The sequence below is a fragment of the Tuberibacillus sp. Marseille-P3662 genome (assembly GCF_900178005.1).
Lineage (GTDB): Bacteria > Bacillota > Bacilli > Bacillales > Sporolactobacillaceae > Marseille-P3662.
In genome coordinates this window covers 1,329,960-1,350,388 of sequence record NZ_FXBS01000006.1, presented here as the reverse complement: position 1 = coordinate 1,350,388, position 20,429 = coordinate 1,329,960, and the positions used below count along the sequence as shown (strand labels likewise).

Sequence of the window (20,429 nt, the reverse complement as noted above, 5' to 3'; positions counted from 1 at the left end):
TACCTTAGGGGGAGCTAACCGATGACGGTTGATTTAAAAGAATATCTAAAAGATCAAGTGAGCGATATCATTCCAGAAGTGATCGAATGGCGTCGTTATTTACATCAATATCCTGAAATTTCTTATCATGAATATGAAACGGCTCAGTTTGTAGCGGATCAACTATCGTCATTTGGAAATATCGAAATTACCCGGCCGACAGAAACAAGTGTGATTGGGCGGCTCATAGGGGATTCATCCGGCCCAGTCTTAGGAATGCGAGCGGATATGGATGCCTTACCTATTGAAGAACAAAATGATTTCGAGTTCACCTCTAAGCATCCCGGCGTGATGCATGCCTGCGGTCATGATGGTCATACGGCGATGCTGCTTGGGACAGCGAAAATTTTATCGACATGCCAGGCATCGATAGAAGGGGAAATCAGGTTCATATTTCAGCACGCTGAGGAACTGCAACCAGGCGGTGCGGAAGAATTGGTCCAAACAGGTGTTGTTGACGATGTCAATTGGATCATTGGCGCGCATCTATGGACCCCAATTGAATCAGGTAAAGTTGGGATCATCTATGGTCCCATGATGGCTTCACCTGACATGTTTCATATTACGATTAATGGCAAGGGTGGGCATGCCGCCATGCCTCATAGTACTGTTGACAGTATCGCAATCGGTTCTCAAGTTGTCACAAACCTGCAACATGTTGTAGCCCGCTATAATAATCCGATTGAGCCACTCGTGTTATCGGTTACTCAATTCAATGGGGGGACGGCACATAATGTCATCCCTGGTGCGGTTTCCATGACAGGTACGGTTAGAAGCTTCAATCCTGAATTACGTGCTGATATCCCAGGATTGATGGAACGGGTAGTCAGAGGCATCACGGATGCTCATGGCGCAAGTTATGAATTCGAATATATTCCGGGTTATCGCCCCGTCATTAATGAAAAACAAGTCACAAGACTCGTAGAGGAAACGGTCACGGATGTGTACGGAACAGAAGTTATCGAATATAGTGACCCAGTTATGGCTGGTGAAGATTTTTCTGGATATCAACATGCGAAGCCTGGGGCCTTCTTTTTTATTGGTGCAGGCAATCAGGAAAAGGGGATTACATACCCGCATCATCATGAACGTTTTACCATTGACGAAGATGCGCTCCGAAAAGGGGTTGATATATTTACCCATGCCGCCTTTAAGTTTTTTAATAAAATTTAGCTAGTCAGCAGGTCGCCCATAATTTGGGCGCACATACCATCTACTTTGCGCTTACCATGTTAGTAGGTAAGCATGAAAAAAGGGTGGTGTCTTTTATGGCCAGTCAAACAACGGCTGATGCTTTGAAACAATTTAAAGCGTTTGTCCGTGAGCATCCAGAAATGGTTCAAACGGTTCGTGAGGAAGGTAAGTCATGGAAAGATGTTTTTGAAGAATGGGTTTTATTTGGCGAGGATCATGAAATTTGGGAAGACTATGGCATCGATATTCGTAAAGGTGAAGCTGAGGAGACGTCATCATCCCAAGGTGAATCCATCCAACACTTTATTGAGTTTATAAGTCGTATGGATCCAGACAATGTTAATAAACATTTGGATCAAATTAACGGTGCCTTAACCAACATACATGATATCATCACACAAATCATGCCTCAGCGTTCTCATCAATATATTAGCTCGCGCCCAGCGCATATGATGCCGCAAGCAGGTCAGCAGCCGCCAACGTTCAAAAGGGATTAGTGGATCAACATGAGGCGTGATATTCAGATTTATTTAGATGATAATCCTGAACTGAAATTTTTTGTACGGGCTCATCCTGAATGGTATCGCGATTTACGGCGCAGACCCGAAAATGTTGAGGCGTTAAAATCTTATGCTGACCAATTCTACGGACGCACATTGTCGCAAAAGATAGATCGATGGGGACAGCAAATGAATATGGTGATGATGATGTTAGAAATGGCAAAAATGATGAATGCTACTGATACAAGTGGTGAGGATACTCAGGATGGATTTGATGATCAAGACTAGTGTCTTGATCATCAGCCGCCTGATTCGGGCCGATTTTAATATCTAGAGGTGTAAAAGCTCTCTATCCATGATACAATGAATGGTGGAGGTGTTCGATCATGATTGCTACCATGGATCACATTTCGCTATTAGATCAGGCGGAAGATTTGGTAGGTATGATTGCCGAATCAGACATTGCCGAAGATTATCGCCGGTGTAAACAAACATTGGCTGACGATAAACAAGCCCAAGACATCATTAACCGATTTGTCAAATTGCGTGAGAAATATGATGAGGTACAGCGCTTCGGAAAATATCATCCCGAATACAAAACGGTAATTAATGATATGATGGAAATGAAGCGGGAAGTCGACCTGAATGATAGCATTGCTGCCTATAAGAAAGCAGAAGAGAATCTAGAATCGCTGCTTAACGAAGTTGGAGCAACGATGGCAGGTGCCGTTTCTCCATCTATTAAAGTGCCTAATGGTGATCCCTTTTTTGACCGTGGTTGCGGTGGTGGCTGTGGCACCGGCGGCGCTTGTCAATGTGGTTAAAATCCATCGTCTTATCCAAATAGGTGACTTTTTGCGCCTAATATGAAATCAAGCATGATTGTAAACGATACCAGGGGGGTTGAATTTGGATAAACAACGAATTGGGCTCATCGTCTGGCTTCGGCATCCGAAACATGCTAAAATTCTCCGTCGTTATGGGAACGTTCATTATGTATCCAACCGATTAAACTACGCTATTGTTTATTGTGATGAACATAACCATCAATCGATGATCAATGCTTTAATGAAGCAAAAGCCGGTTGAAAATGTGGAACGTTCGGCCTTATACGAACTTCGGCAGGAGCATTTAGATCATTCTCAGGCATCCGAAGAAGAGGTAAATGCTTAGTTGTTAGTGGCCTGGTACTTAGATAAAAAAGCCCGCAGGTATAACACCTGCGGGCGTCTTTACGCATATCTAAGTATGCCAAGACAATGGGAGAGGAGAAACCGGCGGAAAAACTTATGGGGAAACGTAAGTCTCCGCGGTTGCACAACATCATAACCGATGTTGCTATTACTATATTTGCCATCATTCTTGTAAACTATACATGATTTTAGTGATTTGGTCTATATTGGTCGAATGCATGGATTGTGATAAGATGAATAACGAATGCTATATTAGAGGATGAACGATATGAGAGTGATCGCAGGTACACGGAAAGGCACACGGCTAAAGGCTGTCCCCGGCAAGGCAACAAGGCCGACAACTGATAAGGTCAAGGAAGCTTTGTTCAACATGATCGGACCCTTTTTCGATGGGGGTCGTGGATTAGATTTATTCTCAGGAAGCGGTGGGCTTGGTATTGAAGCACTCAGTCGCGGTTTTGATAGCTTTATTTTTGTTGATCGTGCACCGAAGGCGGTGGAAACCATCAAAACCAATCTCGTCACATTGAGTTATATGGAGGTTGCTGAGGTTTTTCGTAATGATGCCCGCCGTGCCTTAAAGGCGATTGTCAAACGGGGGCTAACGTTTGATGTCATCTTTTTAGACCCCCCTTACAGTGATAAGAGTTTAGAAGCCATTATGCAAGTGATCGCTGAGCAAGAGTTGCTTACAGAGCAGGGCGTGTTGGTTGTTGAGCATGATGCCAATCGAACCATGGCGGATACATTGGAACCCCATTTGGTTTTGAACCGTCAGCAAAGCTTTCAAAGTCAAACAGCGATCGCGATATATCAATCTTCCGGAGGGATAAAAAATGGGTAAAACAGCCGTATGTCCAGGAAGTTTTGACCCGGTTACACTAGGCCATTTGGACATCATTAAAAGAGGCGCCAAAATTTTCGACCATGTTATCGTTGTTGTTTTACATAATAACAGTAAGGACGGCTTATTTACTGTTGAAGAGCGAGTGAACTTTATAAAAGAGTCAACCAAAGATTTAGCCAATGTAACCGTCGATTATTTTCATGGATTACTGGTTGATTATGCCAATCAGAAACATGTTGATGTGTTGCTGCGGGGGCTCAGAGCTGTTTCTGACTTCGAATATGAGCTTAAAATTACATCAATCAATAAAAAATTGAATGATGATATTGAAACCTTTTTCATGATGACTAACAATCAATATTCTTTTTTAAGTTCCAGTATCGTTAAGGAAATTGCCAGTCACGATGCCCTTGTTGAGGATTTAGTACCACCCGTGGTGGAAACGGCATTAAAAGCTAAATTTGAAAGCCCTGCTACATAATTAGTAGCGGGGCTTTTGCTGTGATGATAGACGGGACGCCGTCACCAATACAAATAAAATAAGACTGAGTAGAGTTACCCAAGAACCCCAATGGAGGCTATCATGCCAAAAAACATTAAGGGTGCTAAGGAAATCAAGCTGCCCGTGTGGTGATGTGAGAACAGGTATCGTATCTGCGCCATTAAAACTCGTCTGGTCTTCCCGGTACATGAACATGAAAAGAAACCCGGAAACAATCGCCGCAAACAAACCGTGGAATATCCTTCCAATAAAAAAAGGTTTACTGTCCAACCGGGCTTGGGCTAAAATACTGGCGACCTGGGCCTGAATAGAAAGCCCGCAGAAACCTAAAATAAAGCTTGTTACAATCACAGCTTCCATTAATGGTGCTTGAATCTCACTAATTTTTCGAGCACCGACCGTAATTTCAAATAATCCTGGAATAAATCCAGAGCTTAATTCTGGAGTGATATGCAATAAGGCAAACACATATTTCACAATGGTAGCAAGAACTGCTGTAATATTTAGCTGTTCGAGCAGTTGGTTGAGGACAGAAAATAGAATGATGAAACCGCCAACCATTAGAAGAGTTTGCACTGAAGATTGCACCGCATCACCAAGCAATTGACCAATGGGTTGTTTATTTTTCATACGTTCGCGGTGCATTCGTCTTAAAGCTTTTCCCAAAATCATAGGAGACAGTCTCGTCTCTTCCGATGAACGCTCCCAGGATTTATAGAAACGCATAAGCAGTCCAACACATATATTGCCAATATAATGACTTAACATTAATATGATACCTAGTGATGCTTTTCCGAAAAATCCGTAGGCAATCGCGCCGGACATGAACAATGGGTTGGAAAAATTAGTGAAACTCGCTAATCTTTCGGCCTCTGTTTTTGTTAATTGGTTTTGTTCGTAAAGCCGGGCAGTAAATTTGGCTCCAGCCGGGAAACCGGAAGCTAATCCCATAACAAAGACAAATCCACCAATACCGGGGACTTTGAAAATAGGGCGCATGATAGGTTCAAGAAGGACACCTATAAAAGTGACCACACCAAAACCTATCAACAGTTCTGACAGAATAAAAAAAGGTAACAAGGATGGAAAAACGACATTCCACCATACTTTAAGCCCGCTCACGGAAGCATCTACAGATGTCTTTGGAAACGCGACAATGGCTGCAGCTAGGATGATTGCGATGGCTGCAAGTGTAAACGTTTGGATTTTTGCTACAGTAGTCACTTAATGCTCCCCTCTCTCAGTAATCTTGGTTAATGCTTAAGACCTGAATCGCATATATTTTTGGTATCAGTCTTTATAACCTGTCCATTACCAACTATACGCAGAAGGTTCTTACTTTAGACCAAGCAGGGGGAGCATTCATGAAACGACCGAAGATCGGACTTGCTTTAGGTTCAGGTGGTGCCAAGGGCTTTGCTCATATTGGCGTCATTAAAGTTTTGGAAGAACACAATATTCAAGTCGATTATATTGCGGGTTCGAGTATGGGGGCGCTTGTCGGTTCGCTGTATGCGATCGGTTACCATTATGAGCCTATGTTCAAACTGGCAACGACGTTTAGAAGAAATCATTATCTTGATTTTACTGTTCCCAGATTGGGGTTTATCTCCGGAAAGAAAGTTACGTCATTGATTCGTGCCATTACGAAGAAGAAGACTTTTGCCGATGCGGCCATTCCGGTTCAAGTTGTTGCAACGAATTTGGCTAATGGAGAGAGGATAATATTTGAGGAAGGGTACTTGTATGAAGCCATAAGAGCGAGTATTTCCATTCCAGGCATTTTCATTCCTGTTCAAAAAGGTGATATGATCTTGGTAGACGGTGGCGTTATTGATCGTGTCCCGGTTAACGTTGTTAAGCAGATGGGTGCTGATATTATCATCGCTGTTGATGTCGCTAGCGCGAGTGATCGGTCGACCTTTGCTTCTTTCTTTGATGTGATTGTGCAGAGTATTGATATCATGCAACAGGAAATGGTAAAAGGACAAGAGCAACTGGCAGATGTCATGCTAAAGCCGAATGTTAGTGGTTTTAATTCAAAAGCGTTCACAAATATGGACAAAATCATTAAAATAGGAGAGGAAACAGCGCGTCACCAAATCACGACCATTGAACAAACAATCCGGGAATGGAAGGGGCCTTAAATTTCGTGAAAAAACGAAGCAACTTATTATATTACATTGTTGTAGCTATCTTAGTTATAGCCTGTGGTTTGAACTTCTATCATGTTGACACTTATGTGACGATGCCGGGTTCCGCCGATGAAATCAAGCCCATGCTATCCGTTGAAGATGGATCAGAGAGCAAGGGATCCTATAACTTGGTGACGATTTTAGTGGACCAAAAACGCTCGAATGTCTATCGCTATCTATGGGCAAAATTTGATGGTAATCCCTATACTCAATTAATGCCTGCTGAAGCGATGACAGGCCCGGATGAAAACCAGCATGAACGGGAAGTGAGCCGTCTAGACAACATGACTCAAGCGCAGCAAAGAGCGATTTATGTTGCAGCGAAAACAGCAGGACTTGATCCCAAGCTCAAGTTTGTCGGGGTACATATCCTTAATGTCATTTCAGACATGCCTGCAAGTGATAAGCTGAAAGCAGGCGATATTATCTTAAAGGCTAGCGGGAAGGACATCAGGAGTTCTGAACAATTACAAAAGATTGTAAAACAACAAAACAAGGGCGATCGGTTATCCCTCACGATTCGCCGAGATGATGAGGAAAAGACGTATCAAGTTCCGGTCGGCCAATTTCCCGATGTTTACGTCTCGGATGATCATTCTAAGCAATATGGGATTGGCATTACCTTTAGAGATAAAATGGATGTTCAGTTAGACCGGAAAGTGACGATAGATACAAAAAATATCGGCGGCCCTTCAGCTGGTTTAATGATGACGTTAGCGGTTTATGACAACCTGGAGCCTAAAGATCTGACCAAAGGCCGTAAAATATGTGGAACGGGAACCATTAATACGGATGGTTCGGTTGGACCCATCGGCGGCATTCAGCAGAAAGTCGTCGCCTCAGACAACGCCAATTGTGACATTTTCTTCGCACCGACGGCGGATAATGAGGCTCAAGACGCTAAAGCGGCTGCCAAAGACATTAAAACAGATATGAAAGTCATCCCGACGAAATCTTTTAACACAGCTTTAAATGACTTGCAGAAGCAAAATTAACCGTAGTTATGTTCGACGAATGGGATGACGGCGATGCTCGGACAGCGGCGTCATGCTGCCAGGTTTCGTTCCGACGATAAAGTTGTATAACTGGGCTGCTGTCTCATCAATGGTTAAGAGCGGATGGTTAAACCGATTCACGTTCGCTACTAAGGGAAGGGACAGTGTGTCCTTAATCTCATGTAAATACGTTTGACCTTGAGTTGTCATCCCTAATAACCGTATATAGGGGCTCGAAGGTTGTTGCAACGTCTCTCTGAGCCTGTCTTTGGTTACATTGATCAGTGTATGTGTGAGCAGGCGTTGGAGCCGTGTCCATGTATAACGCTTGGTTTTGATAGCTGTCATAAACTCATTGAATGTATTGGCCTCACGAATGTTTTGCTGCAGACGGTTTTCCAATCCTTCTTCAGCTTCATAAATATGTCCAAGATGTTCAATATTAGTACTTAATAGACGATATTTAAGATAGGGAAAGAAGTCGCTCCATTCCGTTAAACGTCCTGCGTGAGCTTCTTTTTGCAGGCGTTGGAGGGTAAAGTTAGGAATGTAGGGTTCTGCAGATAACAGACCACCTTGATGGTTAAAAATCATCCGCCGAAGACTTGTAGCACTTGCTATATTGGCATCACTTACAGTAAGATCATGGTAACCTGCTTGCTTGCGTTTAACGGTATGAACGGTCATAGGATGATTTTGTTCCGACATAGCTTTGATATAATGAAAACCAAGAATATTATTGGGCTGCGATAAATCAATGCTTTTGTCTGCAGGTAAGTCAAGCTGTTTGAATGCCCGTGCAAGGGATGTCGGGTAGCTGTTACCTTGACCCATGTAAGTCTTGATCGCTTTCTGATACTGATCATGATGGTTCTGTAACGCTTCAAGGGTTTGCATGAAGGGTGCGACGTCACCCGCTTCACTGCCGAAACATAAGTGATCAACTTTAAGGGCTTTAAGGATAGAAATAGCACCGCCAGCAAATATTTCTGCGTTTTGCGTTGCAAAAGCATAAGGCAACTCAATAACGAGATCGATACCTGCATCCAAGGCCATTTTGGTCCGTGTCCATTTTGATGTAATCGCCGGTTCACCACGTTGTAAAAAGTTGCCGCTCATGACAGCAATAATAACATCAGCACCGGTTTGTTTGATTGTTTCTTGTAAATGATATAAATGACCGTTATGTAATGGATTATATTCAACAATGACGCCCGCTGCTTTCATAGTTCTAACCTCCACTCATCTTTTAGTTTCAGCATAGAGGTTTTCGTGGATGGTGTAAAGTTAACATATTGACAATTGATTCAACTCACACTATAATTACACATGTTGTCTTTGAGGTGGTTTTAACATGACACTGAAATGGTCGGTTCCTGATTTAATGCCGTATAAAAATGAAGGATTGACCTTGGATGAGACGATTGAACTACCCGAAATGTCGGAACAAGATGATGAAATTCGAGATCTTTCCCCTATTCGCATCACAGGATTCGCGGAAGTTAAAGCCCGCTTGATCTCATTTCATTTGACATTAAAGGGTAAAATGGTATTACCTTGTTCGATAACTCTGAAAAACGTCGATCAGCCATTTGAAGTTCATACATCGGAAACGTTTCGCCTTGACTCTTCTTTGGATTTAGAAGATGGTCATGGTGAGGAAATTCATGATGTAGACAATCAAGTGATTGACTTAATTCCGTTTATAAAAGAAGCGATTTTGGTTGAAAAACCTATACGCGTCGTGAGTGAGGAAGCCAAGAACCAACCGAAGCCGGAAGGTAAGGGATGGGAAGTGGTAACCGATGAAGAACGGAAGAATCGTATTGATCCCAGATTAGAAAAATTGAAGCAATTCTATGATGATTAAGCTTCAAGGAGGTGTCAACCATGGCAGTACCTAAGCGCAGAACGTCGACGACACGCAAGAACAAACGTCGTACGCATTTGAAACTTCGTGTCCCTGGTATGGTCCAATGTGATAATTGCGGCGAGTACAAATTGGCTCACCGTGTATGTCCTGAATGTGGTTCATACAAAGGCGAAGATGTTGTTGAAAAATAACTAATCACGTAAAAAGACAAGGAGTTTTCTCCTTGTCTTTTTTTTATAATATCCCTCCAGTCAAAACAGTCAAAAAATAATAGAATAATAAGTCTATCTATTTAACTAAATGCATATATTTAGAAAAAAAGTGTTTGGAGGGATCACATGAGTACCGTTAGGCAGGATGCTTGGAATCATGATGAAGATTTATTGCTTGCCGAAACCGTCTTACGACATATACGTGAAGGTGGCACACAGCTCGGTGCTTTTGAAGAAGTTGGTCAGAAGTTATCGCGAACCTCTGCAGCTTGTGGATTTCGATGGAATTCCCTGGTGCGAAAAAATTATGAATCAGCGATTACTGTAGCGAAGAATAAGCGAAAAGAACAGCATGCAGCCCAAAAAAAGTTGAAACAGCCGTTGTCAGATGAAAAACGGTCTCAATCAACTGAGGGTCAGAGTGAATCACGCGCCTCAGCAGCAAAAGCAGGGGACAATGAACAGGCGTTCAACTTATCATCTATCATAGACTATCTGCAACAGCTAAAAAATAATGAGTTGGACAGCTATGATTTAGAAAAGGAAAATAAAACGCTAAAAAAACAATTGGAGCATATGAAAAAAGAAAAATCGGAGTTATCACAGACGTTGCAAACAGTTGAGCGACAATATCAAGAGATTGAGGCAGAATATCAGAAAATGCTGTCTGTTATGGATCGAGCTAGAAAGATGATGGGTCTTCAAGATGAAGACAGTATTTCAAACGAAGAACAAAAGATGCCTGAAAAGATCAATAAATAATAAACACTTGGCATTCACTAGCAGAATGCCAAGTGTTTTCTTTACAGAGATTGCTCTGTAACACCACTAGGGAACCAAACGTAAGGATTTTCACCACGATCTCTTTGTGTGTTATAAGTGATCGGTTCAAATTCCATTTTGTCCCAAAAGTGATGGGATTGATTTCGAGCATTTGTTTTAATGGGAAGGTTGAAGGATTTCGCGAAATCAATCAATGCTCTACCGTATTTTTGACCTTGATAACCAGGTAAAACCTCGACTTTCCAAAGTTCAAGGTAATCTTGTGGTGGTTCGAAATAAGAGTCGTACTTTTTATTGACTTTATATAGACTCATACGTGCGACCAATTTGTCCCCGAAATAAATCCCATAAAATGGGGATTCGCTGTCATTTTCAATAAAATTGGCCTCAAGGTCTTCTAACATGGATAGTTCCTGAGCGCCGTACTCACGGAACTTTTTAAATTCTTCTAGGGTTTTGAAATTAATTAACAGTCGTTGGACAGAATTCGTTTTCATTTTGTTTTGCCCCCTAATTGAACTAATAACGCTTTCTCCTACAATTATAATACATATTTAATAAAATTTCTTGTATTTGCCGAAAGAAAATAAAAGGATATCGCAGTTTATTAACGAATTATTAAAATGTAAGGGTTTACAACGAGAGGAGGATGATACCTTGAACAGAGTATTAATTGCTAACAGAGGTGAAATCGCCCTTAGAATCATTCGAACTTGCCAAAAACTCAACCTTGAAACCGTGGCTATTTTTTCAGAAGCTGATCGTGAATTACCGTTTGTTAAAGAGGCTGATCACGCTTTTTCACTCGGGGAATCTCATCCGCAAAAATCTTATTTAAATATTGAAAGGATTATGCAGGCAATCAGGGATTCTGGAGCGGACGCTGTCCATCCTGGATACGGATTTTTGTCTGAAAATCCTGCTTTTGCCCGTGAAATTGAAAAAGCCGGGATTACTTTTATTGGCCCTGATCCATCCATTATTGATCTAATGGGTGATAAAGTCAAAGCGCGCCTGACCATGCAGGCCGCTGGGGTTCCTGTTGTCCCAGGGAGTGACTGGGCTTTAGAAGATGCTCATGCAGCGACCCGCTTAGCGGATAAGATAGGGTACCCTGTAATGCTTAAAGCGAGTGCAGGTGGGGGTGGGATTGGCATGCAATTATGTACTTCGTCCGCCGAACTCGAAGCAGCGTTTCAATCAAACCAAAAACGGGCGCAGACTTATTTTGGCCGGCCAGATATGTTTTTAGAAAAAGCGATTGAAAACGGTCGTCATGTTGAAGTACAGATATTTGGCGACAGCTTTGGACATATTGTTCACCTATATGAAAGAGATTGTTCAGTACAGCGCAGAAATCAAAAAGTGATTGAGGAATCCCCGTCACCCTTTATTTCCGAAACCACGCGTGAAAAGATAACAGCTGCGGCGTCCGCCGCAGGCAAGCATGTCGGCTACACCAATGCGGGAACAGTTGAATTCATTGTGGATGAAGCTGAAAACTTTTACTTTCTAGAAATGAATACACGTCTGCAAGTCGAACATCCGGTAACGGAAGCTATTACGGGTGACGACCTTGTCGAATGGCAGATAGATGTGGCTCAAGGCAAGCCGTTATCCAAGGTGCAGACGGATATTCATGCGCAGGGACATGCGATTGAATACCGGTTATATGCGGAGGATCCAGTGTCATTCTTACCTTCTCCGGGAAAGATTCGGACTTTGACCTGGCCTAATATTAACGACGTCCGTATTGATGACGGCTATCAAGCTGGCTCCACAGTGACGCCTTTTTATGACCCGATGATTGCTAAAATCATTATTAGAGGTGACGACCGTTCTGACGTGTTAGCAAAAAGCCAGTATTTTTTCGACCAACTCACGGTTGATGGAATTAAAACCAACGCTCCGTTATTTAAAAAACTACTTAGCGGCTCTGAATTTAGTCGAGGCCATTATACAACACACATGCTTCACGATATGAAGGAGGAATCACAATGAAGGAAATCAAAGCAAATATGGCAGGAACGGTCTTGGATGTTTTGGTATCAGAAGGAGATGCGGTAAAAAAAGGCGATACGGTCGTTATGTTAGAATCTATGAAAATGGAAATTCCTATGGAAAGCGAGACTGACGGTTCGGTTAAGGCTGTGAATGTTGCTAGTCAAGATTTCGTTAATGAAGGTGATGTACTACTCGCTTTGGAGGATCAGTCATGAGTCAAAAACAAGAGCGTGATTTGCAGACAGCAGTGGAAACGATTGAATCCGGCGGGGCTGCTAAATATCATGAACGCTTAGCGGACAAAGGTAAATTATTTGTGCGCAAGCGTCTTGAATTATTGTTTGATAAAGGCACCTATCAAGTGGAGGATGGCCGGTTTGCCAATTATGAGGCGGGTGATCTCCCTGCTGACGGTGTTGTGACTGCAATGGGTAAGGTTAACGGTGAAACGGTTTGTGTCATGGCCAATGATTCGACCGTCAAAGCCGGATCATGGGGAGCCAAAACGGTTGAGAAGATCATCCGTATTCAGGAAACGGCGCAAAAATTGCGCGTTCCGCTTCTCTATTTAGTCGACTCAGCTGGCGCTCGGATTACAGATCAACTTGATATGTTCCCGAATCGTCGCGGCGCGGGCCGGATTTTCCATAATCAAGTGAAGCAATCGGGGATGATCCCACAAGTTTGTTTGCTATTTGGACCTTCTGCAGCTGGTGGAGCTTACATTCCCGCTTTTTGCGATATCGTCATAATGGTGGATCAAAATGCTTCCATGTATTTAGGATCACCGCGGATGGCGGAAAAAGTGATTGGTGAACAGGTATCACTTGAAGAAATGGGCGGTGCTGAAATGCATTGTTCGACAAGTGGTTGCGGTGATGTTTTGGCTCAAGACGAAGAGGAAGCAATCAACTATGCGCGGGACTATCTCAGTTATTTTCCAGCGAACTTTCAACAACAGCCAGCAACTATCGATGGCATCCCACCAAAATCAGAAAAAAAACCGTCGGAGATTGTACCCGAGCATCAGAATGCCCCTTTTGATATGTATGAATTCATCGAGTCATTGATTGATGAGGGTAGCTTTTTTGAAATTAAACAACGCTTTGCTAGAGAATTGATTACTGGACTAGCCAGGATCAATGGGGAGGTTGTTGGGATTGTTGGCAATCAACCGAAAAGTAAAGGCGGCGTGTTATTTGTAGATTCTGCGGACAAAGGTGCCAAATTCATTCAACTCTGCGATGCCTATAATATCCCACTCTTATTTTTATCGGATGTTCCGGGATTCATGATTGGGACGAAAGTGGAACAGGCTGGAATTATTCGCCATGGTGCCAAGCTCATTGCCGCCGTCAGTGAGGCAACGGTGCCCAAAATATCAGTCATTGTTCGGAAAGCCTACGGTGCGGGGTTGTACGCTATGGCAGGGCCCGCCTTCGAACCCGACTGTTGCTTAGCGCTGCCAACAGCGCAGATTGCAGTGATGGGTCCCGAAGCGGCCGTCAACGCTGTTTATTCCAATAAAATTGAGCAAATTGAAGATCCGAAAGAACGGCGCCAATTTGTCCAAGAAAAACAAAAAGACTATCAGGAAAGCATTGATATTTATAAATTGGCTTCAGAACAGATTGTCGATGATGTGATATCGGCGGATGCTCTTCGGAATGAACTAGTGATGAGATATGACATATACAGGTCGAAAGCCGTAACATTTAGTGAACGTAAGCATCCCGTATACCCTGTATAACGATTTTTAAATAAAAGCAAGAAATGGCTGCGACCGTGTCGAAATCATAGACACGGTCGTTTATGATGGGATTATATAGTGAAGGGGGGATGGGTTTGACGGTTATTGCTTATATTTTAGGGGTTTTCATTACATTGCCTTTGATAACAACAGCTCTGATTTATCTTGTTACGCATAAGTTGACTGGCAACCGGAGAAAAGCCTTTCATTATGCCTTAGATATAGGAACGGTTTTTGTTATTCTATGTGCTCAGGCATTGATGAGCTATCTCTGGCATCGTTCGTTTTTAGGAATTGTTATATTAATCGTTTCGATCGTCGCCATTATCTATACGATATTTTATTGGCGTTACAGGGGAGAATTTGAATTTAAACGCGTTTTTCGCGGAATATGGCGTTTGAATTTTCTAGTGTTTGTCGGCCTAGATCTATTATTATCTTGTTATGGATTGATCTTCGAGTTTGGACACCAATTCGGGTAGGCACACTATTTTGGTCAGGGCCTTTAAATCTGCTATACTCTATGTTGCAAAGAATGCCGTCATAGAGAGGAAGGTTCAGTCATGGTTGAGGTTTTGAATTCATCCATAGCCAATAAGCTCGTTCATGACTATATTCATCAAGATGAGACGATCACATCTTATTTTGCCTACGATTATCAGAGGGATGATACATATGAACAGAGAGTTACATATTTACAACAACGTGATTATCAGAGGGATCATTTAGTCGCTGCTTTACATGCCTTTAATGCACAGTATACGTCGTCTGAACACGTTCGAAGACATATTGATCAGCTTCATCAGTCCGATGCTACGGTTGTTGTCGGTGGTCAGCAAGCCGGACTCTTGACGGGGCCAGCTATGACGATTTATAAGTGTATTTCCGTCATCAAATTTGCTCGCGAACGGGAAAAGCAATTGGGTACCCCAGTCATCCCAGTGTTTTGGATTGCCGGAGAAGATCATGATTTTGCGGAAATTAATCATGTTAATGTGAATGAACAACAGCATATAAAAAAAATGGTTTATCAAGATCGCACGCAAAATAAACAACCTGTTTCTGAGATTGGTATAGACGATGCTCGTTTAAAAGCGTGGGTCAACGATGTGTTTCAGGCGTATGGTGAAAGCGACGATACTCAATCATTGTTGGATGCTATTTATACATTTATTGATCGTTCGGAAACGATTGTTGACTTTTTTGCCTATTTGCTTCATGACCTGTTCAGCCAATATGGCTTGGTGCTTCTTGATTCATGTGATAAGCGGTTTCGGCAGTTGGAATCGGCATTTTTTGAGCAAATGATTCATCAATCAGAGACGCTCAGTCAAAATGTGCAAGATACTTTATTTAATCTCAATGCCTCTGGCTATCACGTCAACCTTGACGCATCTGCAACAGATGCTCACTTATTTTATCATGATGCCGGTGAGCGCAAACTTTTAGAACGGGTGGATGAAGTCACTTTTAAGGATAAACATGATACAATCCGGTTAACAAAAGATGAATTGCTTCGGATTGCGCGTGAACAACCTGAGAGATTAAGTAATAATGTTGTTACGCGCCCGTTAATGCAGGAAATGTTGTTACCGACATTGGCTTTTGTCGGCGGTCCTGGTGAAATTTCATATTGGTCTGCTTTGAAAACTGGTTTTGAAGCAATGTCATTAGCGATGCCGCCGGTGATTCCGCGTTTGAACGTTACGTTAGTTAGCCGTGATGTTTGTAGGTGGTTGAAAGACAAAAATTACTCAATTGGGGATGTACTCACGGAGGGGCTGGAAGCAAAAAAGCAAGCATGGCTCCGTGAGCAGAATCATTGGCCAATAGATGAAACGGCCGAGCAAGTGACCGCTGCTTTACATGAATACTATCAGCCGTTGAAGGATCTAGCTGGGGACATTGACCCTAACCTTCAGCCGCTCGCAGATAAAAATCGTACCATCATTGAGCAGCAGATCGAATATATTAGACGTAAAATGATGAAATCAGTGGAACAGCATCATGATCAAGCGCTGAAAAAATTTGATAATGTTCAGATGGATTTAAAACCCGATAACCAGCCACAAGAACGGACCTGGTCGATTTACTACTTTATTAACGCCCATAGTAAAGATCTCATCGATCGTTTACTTAGTGAAACCTATTCGTTTGATGGCCGACAATATCTTTTCTATATGTAAAAAAATGATCAAAAAAATCCTGCCAAACGGCAGGATTTTTTGTATACTAAGCGAATATTTAATAATAAAGTGGTGAATAGTGGGGCGATGTGGTAAAGTAGGGGGAGAAAGCGGGGTACGGATCCATGTTCATGGGGGAATATCAACATAACATCGATGAAAAAGGGCGTATCATCATTCCTTCCAAGTTAAGGGAGGACTTAGGTGAGACGTTTGTGATCACAAGAGGCATGGATCAATGTGTGTTCGGTTATCCCATGGAAGAATGGAGACAACTCGAGCAGAAATTAAAAGCCCTCCCCTTTACGAAAAAAGACGCACGTGCCTTCACACGTTTTTTCTTCTCTGGTGCGGCTGAAGTCCAATTTGACAAACAAGGACGCATTAACGTCAGCACACCGTTAAAGCAGTACGCAAAACTGGAAAAGGAATGTGTGATCATCGGTGTCTCCAACCGAATTGAGATTTGGAGTAAGCCTGTTTGGGAAAGCTACTATGCAGAATCCGAAGCATCGTTTGCGGAGATTTCTGAAAGTCTTATGGATTTTGATTTTGATCTATAAATCCCTATGGAAGGAAGACAACATGACACAGCATATTTCTGTTTTAAAAGAAGAAGTGATTAAACAATTGGATATCCAGCCGGATGGCCGATACGTCGATTGCACCTTGGGAATGGGGGGGCACAGTGAAGCGATTTTAGAGCGGTTAACAGGCGGTCATCTTTATGCCTTTGATCAAGACGAGTACGCGTTAAGTCAAGCTCGGAACCGTTTGAGTGCTTATTCGTCAAAGGTGACTTATATTCCAGAAAATTTTCAGCACCTCAAACAAGAACTCCATCGTCTTGAAGTTGATGAAGTGGATGGTATTCTTTTTGATTTGGGTGTATCTTCACCCCAATTCGATGTAGCTGAACGTGGTTTCAGTTATCGATTTACCGGTCCTTTAGACATGCGGATGGATCAAGAGCAGGCTTTAACGGCTGAAGTGATTGTCAACGAATGGCCATTTGAAAAGTTAGTGTCCATTATCAGCCGTTATGGCGAAGAGAAATTCGCTAAGTCCATTGCAAGACATATTGAAAAAAACCGGGAAAAGCAAGCCATTAAGACGACGACTGAATTAGTCGATATCATAAAAGCGGCGATACCAGCGGCGGCCAGGCGAACTGGCGGTCACCCAGCTAAGCGTGTGTTTCAAGCTTTACGGATTGCTGTGAATGATGAATTGCGTGTATTTGAGGCATCATTGAAGCAGGCAATTGAATTACTGTCCGTTGGTGGCCGAATCGCTGTCATTACATTTCATTCACTGGAAGACCGGATTTGTAAACAAACGCTTAAAGGGTTTAGCGAACCCCCTGACCTACCCCGGGGTTTGCCTGTGATTCCAGAAGCTTATCAGCCGTCACTTAAGTTGGTGAATCGTAAACCGGTGGTGCCTGCTGATTCAGAAATGGCAAATAATCGCCGCGCTCATTCAGCGAAACTGCGGATTGCCGAAAAAATAAGACCTATTAATAGGGAGGAGAATGAAAGATGAGCCAAGTTGCCCGTCAATTAACTGAAGAGCCAACTCGACAAGCAAGACATCAACAAAAGTCTGGTGAACAAGCCCAGACAAACTCTGTTCCGGTCAAAAAAGGTGTGACCAAAGGTGAAAAAGTCCTGTGGGCCGCCGGAGTCGCTGTTATCATGGCATTGGCTATCTTTATTGTGTCGTCCCAGGCTATGATTCATGCCACGTCAAAAGATATCAATCAACTGAATAACAAAATTAGTGAAACAGCTAAAGTGAATAACCAATTGGAAGCTAAAGTGACGAAGTTAAGTGCCTATGACCGCATTCACCGGATTGCTAAGAACAAATTAGGCCTTGACCTCAACGATAAAAATGTTAAAGTTTTGCCATAAAGTGGTGAATCGATATGTTTCCAAGTAAAAATAAATCGATTAATCGATGGGCGCTGGTATTGGCACTAGGCTTTTTACTGCTCTTTTCGATCATTCTGGGACGATTTTGTTATATTGTTTCAGCTAAAGAAATTAATGATCATAACATTATTCAATTTGGTGAAAATCAGTGGACGCAAATGAAAACTAAAGACGCTGATCGGGGGACGATTTATGACCGTAATCACCGCATTCTTGCTCATGATGTCCCTGCTTATACGGTGTATGCCGTATTAAGCGAAGATATGGATGATTATGTCAAGGATGAGGATGTAGAAAAAACGGCCAAAAAGCTCGCGCCCATTTTAGATGTTGAGGCTGATAAGCTTGCGTCACTCATGCACAAAGATCGTTTTCAGGTGGAGTTTGGGACGGCTGGAAAAAAACTTAGCTATGACAAGATGAAGAAGATTAAGGCTTTAGATTTGCCAGGTATTCACTTTAAAGAAACCTCCAAGCGTTTCTACCCAAATAAGTCGTTTTCTCCTTATGTAATTGGTTTTACCAAGTATGACCAAACGTCTGACCAACAAAAAGGTCTCATGGGTCTAGAACAGTCACTTAATCAACAGCTAAAGGCTCACGATGGTCAAGTAACGTTTGAAAAAACACAGGATGGTGTCATTCTAGCTGATACGAAACAGACGGACGTTAAAGCGAATAATGGAGCTAATGCCCAATTAACGCTAGATTATAAAATTCAAACTGTTCTAGAGGAATCTATGAGCAAGGTGAATCAAGAATACAATCCTGAGCGAATGATCGGCATTGTTGCCAATCCGAAAACCGGTGAAATATTAGCTATGTCGAACCGACCGACATTTAATCCTAATAAACGGAATGTAGAAAATTACTACAACATGGCGATTTCGACCCCATATGAACCAGGTTCAGTCATGAAAACTTTTACGTTGGCGGCAGCGATGAACGAAGGCGTTTGGAATGGCCAAGCGACATTTGATTCCGGGAGTTATCGGATATCTGACAATGCACCATCGATTCATGACTGGCGGGGAAACTGGGGGAAAATCAACTATCGCCAAGGGTTTATCCGTTCTTCTAATGTTGCTTTTTCCCGGGTTGTCGACAAACAACTAGGATCGAAAACGTTTCATGAGTATTTACAAAAGTTTGGCTTCACAGAAAAAACGGGAATTGATTTACCTCATGAAGCGAATAGCCAAATTAATTTTAAGTATCCCATTGATCAGGTAATGACAGGTTTTGGACAAGCCTCTGCTTTTACACCTATTCAAATCGTACAAGCGGCAACGGCGATTGCTAATGATGGTCAAATGATGCAACCTTATGTGATTGATAAAGTCGTTGATCCTGATAATCAGGAAACATTGATTAACCATGAACCCAAATCTGCTGGACATCCAGTGTCTAAGCAAACCGCTCAAAATGTCCGGGGATTAATGCGCCAAGTGGTTGCTAATGAAGACCATGGTACTGGCAACGATTATCAAATTGAAGGCTATGACATCATTGGTAAGACTGGAACGGCACAGATCCCTGATAAAAACGGATATATGACAGGAAAAAATAATTACATTTTTTCATTTTTAGGCATGGCTCCTAAAAAAGATCCTGAACTCGTTGTATACATAGCAGTGGACCGTCCTGAAAAGGGAGAGTCAGAATCGGTGTCTAAAGTGTTCAGACCAGTGATGAAAAATAGTTTGCAATATATGAACATCAAACCGAGCAAGAAAGATGATCAAGCTAAAACCGTACAAGTCCAGGACCTACAAGGAAAAGACATTAACAATGCAGCTAAAGTACTTGAGAAGAAGGGTCTGAATCCTGTCGTCATTGGCACAGGAAAGGTTACCGATCAAATTCCTTATTCGGGTTCTGAGTTACTGCAAGGCAGCAAAGTCATTCTCGCTGGAGAGCGTGATTATCATTTACCAGATTTACGTGGTTGGTCCTTGTCAGATAGTTTAAAAGTAGCTGACGTGCTAGAGATGCAATTGAACCTTGTTGGCCATGGTTTTGTAAAGCAGCAGCAGCCGAAACCGGATAAGGCCATTAAAAAAGGTGATGATCTTGTCCTTAACCTCGAGACAAGGGACAAAAAACAAGCTCCTGAATCGAAAGATAAAAAAGAGGAATAGCAAGAAATCAGAATGCGTATGTGGCCCTAGCTTGTTCTAATTTCTCCGTGACTCGCATATTAGTGAAACAAGCTTTAT

At 42.4% G+C, this 20,429-nt stretch carries 24 protein-coding genes; 21 read left to right on the top strand and 3 right to left on the bottom strand.

Features of this window, described 5'->3' with window-relative positions:
* Nucleotides 1–21 precede the first annotated feature (21 nt).
* The 7 genes from B9Y89_RS15480 to coaD all read left to right on the top strand — a co-directional run bounded on the left by B9Y89_RS15480 (nucleotide 22) and on the right by coaD (nucleotide 4,254).
* Nucleotides 22–1,212: an amidohydrolase gene (locus tag B9Y89_RS15480; protein ID WP_085524098.1), complete on the top strand. Its 1,191-nt coding sequence runs from the start codon at nucleotides 22–24 to the stop codon at nucleotides 1,210–1,212.
* Nucleotides 1,213–1,307: 95 nt separating this feature from the next.
* Entirely contained in the window at nucleotides 1,308–1,730 is a 423-nt protein-coding gene (gene ylbD / locus B9Y89_RS15475; RefSeq protein ID WP_176222255.1) for a YlbD family protein, read from the top strand.
* A gap of 9 nt (nucleotides 1,731–1,739) precedes the next feature.
* Complete coding sequence (locus B9Y89_RS15470) at nucleotides 1,740–2,021, top strand: YlbE-like family protein (RefSeq protein ID WP_085524096.1); 282 nt, start codon at nucleotides 1,740–1,742, stop codon at nucleotides 2,019–2,021.
* Nucleotides 2,022–2,119: 98 nt separating this feature from the next.
* Nucleotides 2,120–2,557, top strand: coding sequence for a YlbF/YmcA family competence regulator (locus B9Y89_RS15465; protein WP_176222254.1), 438 nt, complete (start codon nucleotides 2,120–2,122; stop codon nucleotides 2,555–2,557).
* Between the two features lie 85 nt (nucleotides 2,558–2,642).
* Nucleotides 2,643–2,906, top strand: coding sequence for a DUF2129 domain-containing protein (locus B9Y89_RS15460; protein WP_085524094.1), 264 nt, complete (start codon nucleotides 2,643–2,645; stop codon nucleotides 2,904–2,906).
* A 288-nt stretch (nucleotides 2,907–3,194) separates the two neighbouring features.
* Nucleotides 3,195–3,770, top strand: coding sequence for a 16S rRNA (guanine(966)-N(2))-methyltransferase RsmD (gene rsmD, locus B9Y89_RS15455; RefSeq protein WP_085524093.1), 576 nt, complete (start codon nucleotides 3,195–3,197; stop codon nucleotides 3,768–3,770).
* On the top strand, nucleotides 3,763–4,254 hold the full coding sequence (coaD, locus tag B9Y89_RS15450; RefSeq protein WP_085524092.1) for a pantetheine-phosphate adenylyltransferase: 492 nt from the start codon (nucleotides 3,763–3,765) through the stop codon (nucleotides 4,252–4,254). The genes rsmD and coaD overlap by 8 nt, the downstream gene beginning before the upstream one ends.
* Here the strand turns inward: coaD and ylbJ are convergent, their stop codons facing one another.
* Nucleotides 4,255–5,499, bottom strand: coding sequence for a sporulation integral membrane protein YlbJ (gene ylbJ / locus B9Y89_RS15445; RefSeq protein ID WP_085524091.1), 1,245 nt, complete (start codon nucleotides 5,497–5,499; stop codon nucleotides 4,255–4,257).
* Between the two features lie 140 nt (nucleotides 5,500–5,639).
* On the opposite strand from ylbJ, the gene B9Y89_RS15440 reads away from it, so the two are divergent.
* Nucleotides 5,640–6,422 carry a patatin-like phospholipase family protein gene (locus B9Y89_RS15440; RefSeq protein WP_085524090.1) on the top strand — a complete coding sequence of 261 codons (783 nt, stop codon included), beginning with the start codon at nucleotides 5,640–5,642 and terminating at the stop codon, nucleotides 6,420–6,422.
* Between the two features lie 5 nt (nucleotides 6,423–6,427).
* A complete protein-coding gene (locus B9Y89_RS15435; protein WP_176222253.1) occupies nucleotides 6,428–7,465 on the top strand; it encodes a SepM family pheromone-processing serine protease in 1,038 nt (345 codons plus the stop codon).
* Nucleotides 7,466–7,471: 6 nt separating this feature from the next.
* Here the strand turns inward: B9Y89_RS15435 and B9Y89_RS15430 are convergent, their stop codons facing one another.
* On the bottom strand, nucleotides 7,472–8,692 hold the full coding sequence (locus B9Y89_RS15430) for a nucleotidyltransferase (RefSeq protein ID WP_085524088.1): 1,221 nt from the start codon (nucleotides 8,690–8,692) through the stop codon (nucleotides 7,472–7,474).
* A gap of 127 nt (nucleotides 8,693–8,819) precedes the next feature.
* Here B9Y89_RS15430 and B9Y89_RS15425 point away from each other — a divergent pair, with 127 nt between their 5' ends.
* The 3 genes from B9Y89_RS15425 to B9Y89_RS15415 all read left to right on the top strand — a co-directional run bounded on the left by B9Y89_RS15425 (nucleotide 8,820) and on the right by B9Y89_RS15415 (nucleotide 10,312).
* Nucleotides 8,820–9,335: a YceD family protein gene (locus B9Y89_RS15425; protein WP_085524087.1), complete on the top strand. Its 516-nt coding sequence runs from the start codon at nucleotides 8,820–8,822 to the stop codon at nucleotides 9,333–9,335.
* 20 nt (nucleotides 9,336–9,355) lie between these two features.
* On the top strand, nucleotides 9,356–9,529 hold the full coding sequence (rpmF, locus tag B9Y89_RS15420; protein ID WP_085524086.1) for a 50S ribosomal protein L32: 174 nt from the start codon (nucleotides 9,356–9,358) through the stop codon (nucleotides 9,527–9,529).
* 147 nt (nucleotides 9,530–9,676) lie between these two features.
* Complete coding sequence (locus tag B9Y89_RS15415) at nucleotides 9,677–10,312, top strand: RsfA family transcriptional regulator (protein ID WP_085524085.1); 636 nt, start codon at nucleotides 9,677–9,679, stop codon at nucleotides 10,310–10,312.
* 41 nt (nucleotides 10,313–10,353) lie between these two features.
* Here the strand turns inward: B9Y89_RS15415 and B9Y89_RS15410 are convergent, their stop codons facing one another.
* Complete coding sequence (locus B9Y89_RS15410) at nucleotides 10,354–10,830, bottom strand: N-acetyltransferase (protein WP_085524084.1); 477 nt, start codon at nucleotides 10,828–10,830, stop codon at nucleotides 10,354–10,356.
* Between the two features lie 160 nt (nucleotides 10,831–10,990).
* Here B9Y89_RS15410 and B9Y89_RS15405 point away from each other — a divergent pair, with 160 nt between their 5' ends.
* The 9 genes from B9Y89_RS15405 to B9Y89_RS15365 all read left to right on the top strand — a co-directional run bounded on the left by B9Y89_RS15405 (nucleotide 10,991) and on the right by B9Y89_RS15365 (nucleotide 20,351).
* Nucleotides 10,991–12,334, top strand: a complete 1,344-nt coding sequence (locus B9Y89_RS15405; protein WP_085524083.1) for an acetyl-CoA carboxylase biotin carboxylase subunit — start codon at nucleotides 10,991–10,993, stop codon at nucleotides 12,332–12,334.
* Complete coding sequence (locus B9Y89_RS15400; protein WP_085524082.1) at nucleotides 12,331–12,552, top strand: biotin/lipoyl-binding carrier protein; 222 nt, start codon at nucleotides 12,331–12,333, stop codon at nucleotides 12,550–12,552. The genes B9Y89_RS15405 and B9Y89_RS15400 overlap by 4 nt, the downstream gene beginning before the upstream one ends.
* Nucleotides 12,549–14,087, top strand: coding sequence for an acyl-CoA carboxylase subunit beta (locus tag B9Y89_RS15395; RefSeq protein ID WP_085524081.1), 1,539 nt, complete (start codon nucleotides 12,549–12,551; stop codon nucleotides 14,085–14,087). The genes B9Y89_RS15400 and B9Y89_RS15395 overlap by 4 nt, the downstream gene beginning before the upstream one ends.
* 95 nt (nucleotides 14,088–14,182) lie before the next feature.
* Nucleotides 14,183–14,569 carry a DUF3397 domain-containing protein gene (locus tag B9Y89_RS15390; RefSeq protein WP_176222252.1) on the top strand — a complete coding sequence of 129 codons (387 nt, stop codon included), beginning with the start codon at nucleotides 14,183–14,185 and terminating at the stop codon, nucleotides 14,567–14,569.
* Between the two features lie 81 nt (nucleotides 14,570–14,650).
* Entirely contained in the window at nucleotides 14,651–16,273 is a 1,623-nt protein-coding gene (gene bshC / locus B9Y89_RS15385; protein WP_085524079.1) for a bacillithiol biosynthesis cysteine-adding enzyme BshC, read from the top strand.
* Nucleotides 16,274–16,398: 125 nt separating this feature from the next.
* On the top strand, nucleotides 16,399–16,836 hold the full coding sequence (gene mraZ / locus B9Y89_RS15380; RefSeq protein ID WP_085524078.1) for a division/cell wall cluster transcriptional repressor MraZ: 438 nt from the start codon (nucleotides 16,399–16,401) through the stop codon (nucleotides 16,834–16,836).
* Between the two features lie 22 nt (nucleotides 16,837–16,858).
* Nucleotides 16,859–17,818: a 16S rRNA (cytosine(1402)-N(4))-methyltransferase RsmH gene (rsmH, locus tag B9Y89_RS15375; RefSeq protein WP_085524077.1), complete on the top strand. Its 960-nt coding sequence runs from the start codon at nucleotides 16,859–16,861 to the stop codon at nucleotides 17,816–17,818.
* Nucleotides 17,815–18,189: a cell division protein FtsL gene (gene ftsL, locus B9Y89_RS15370; protein WP_085524076.1), complete on the top strand. Its 375-nt coding sequence runs from the start codon at nucleotides 17,815–17,817 to the stop codon at nucleotides 18,187–18,189. Before rsmH ends, ftsL begins: the two co-directional genes overlap by 4 nt.
* A gap of 14 nt (nucleotides 18,190–18,203) precedes the next feature.
* Nucleotides 18,204–20,351, top strand: a complete 2,148-nt coding sequence (locus B9Y89_RS15365) for a penicillin-binding protein (RefSeq protein WP_085524075.1) — start codon at nucleotides 18,204–18,206, stop codon at nucleotides 20,349–20,351.
* Nucleotides 20,352–20,429: the final 78 nt, after the last annotated feature.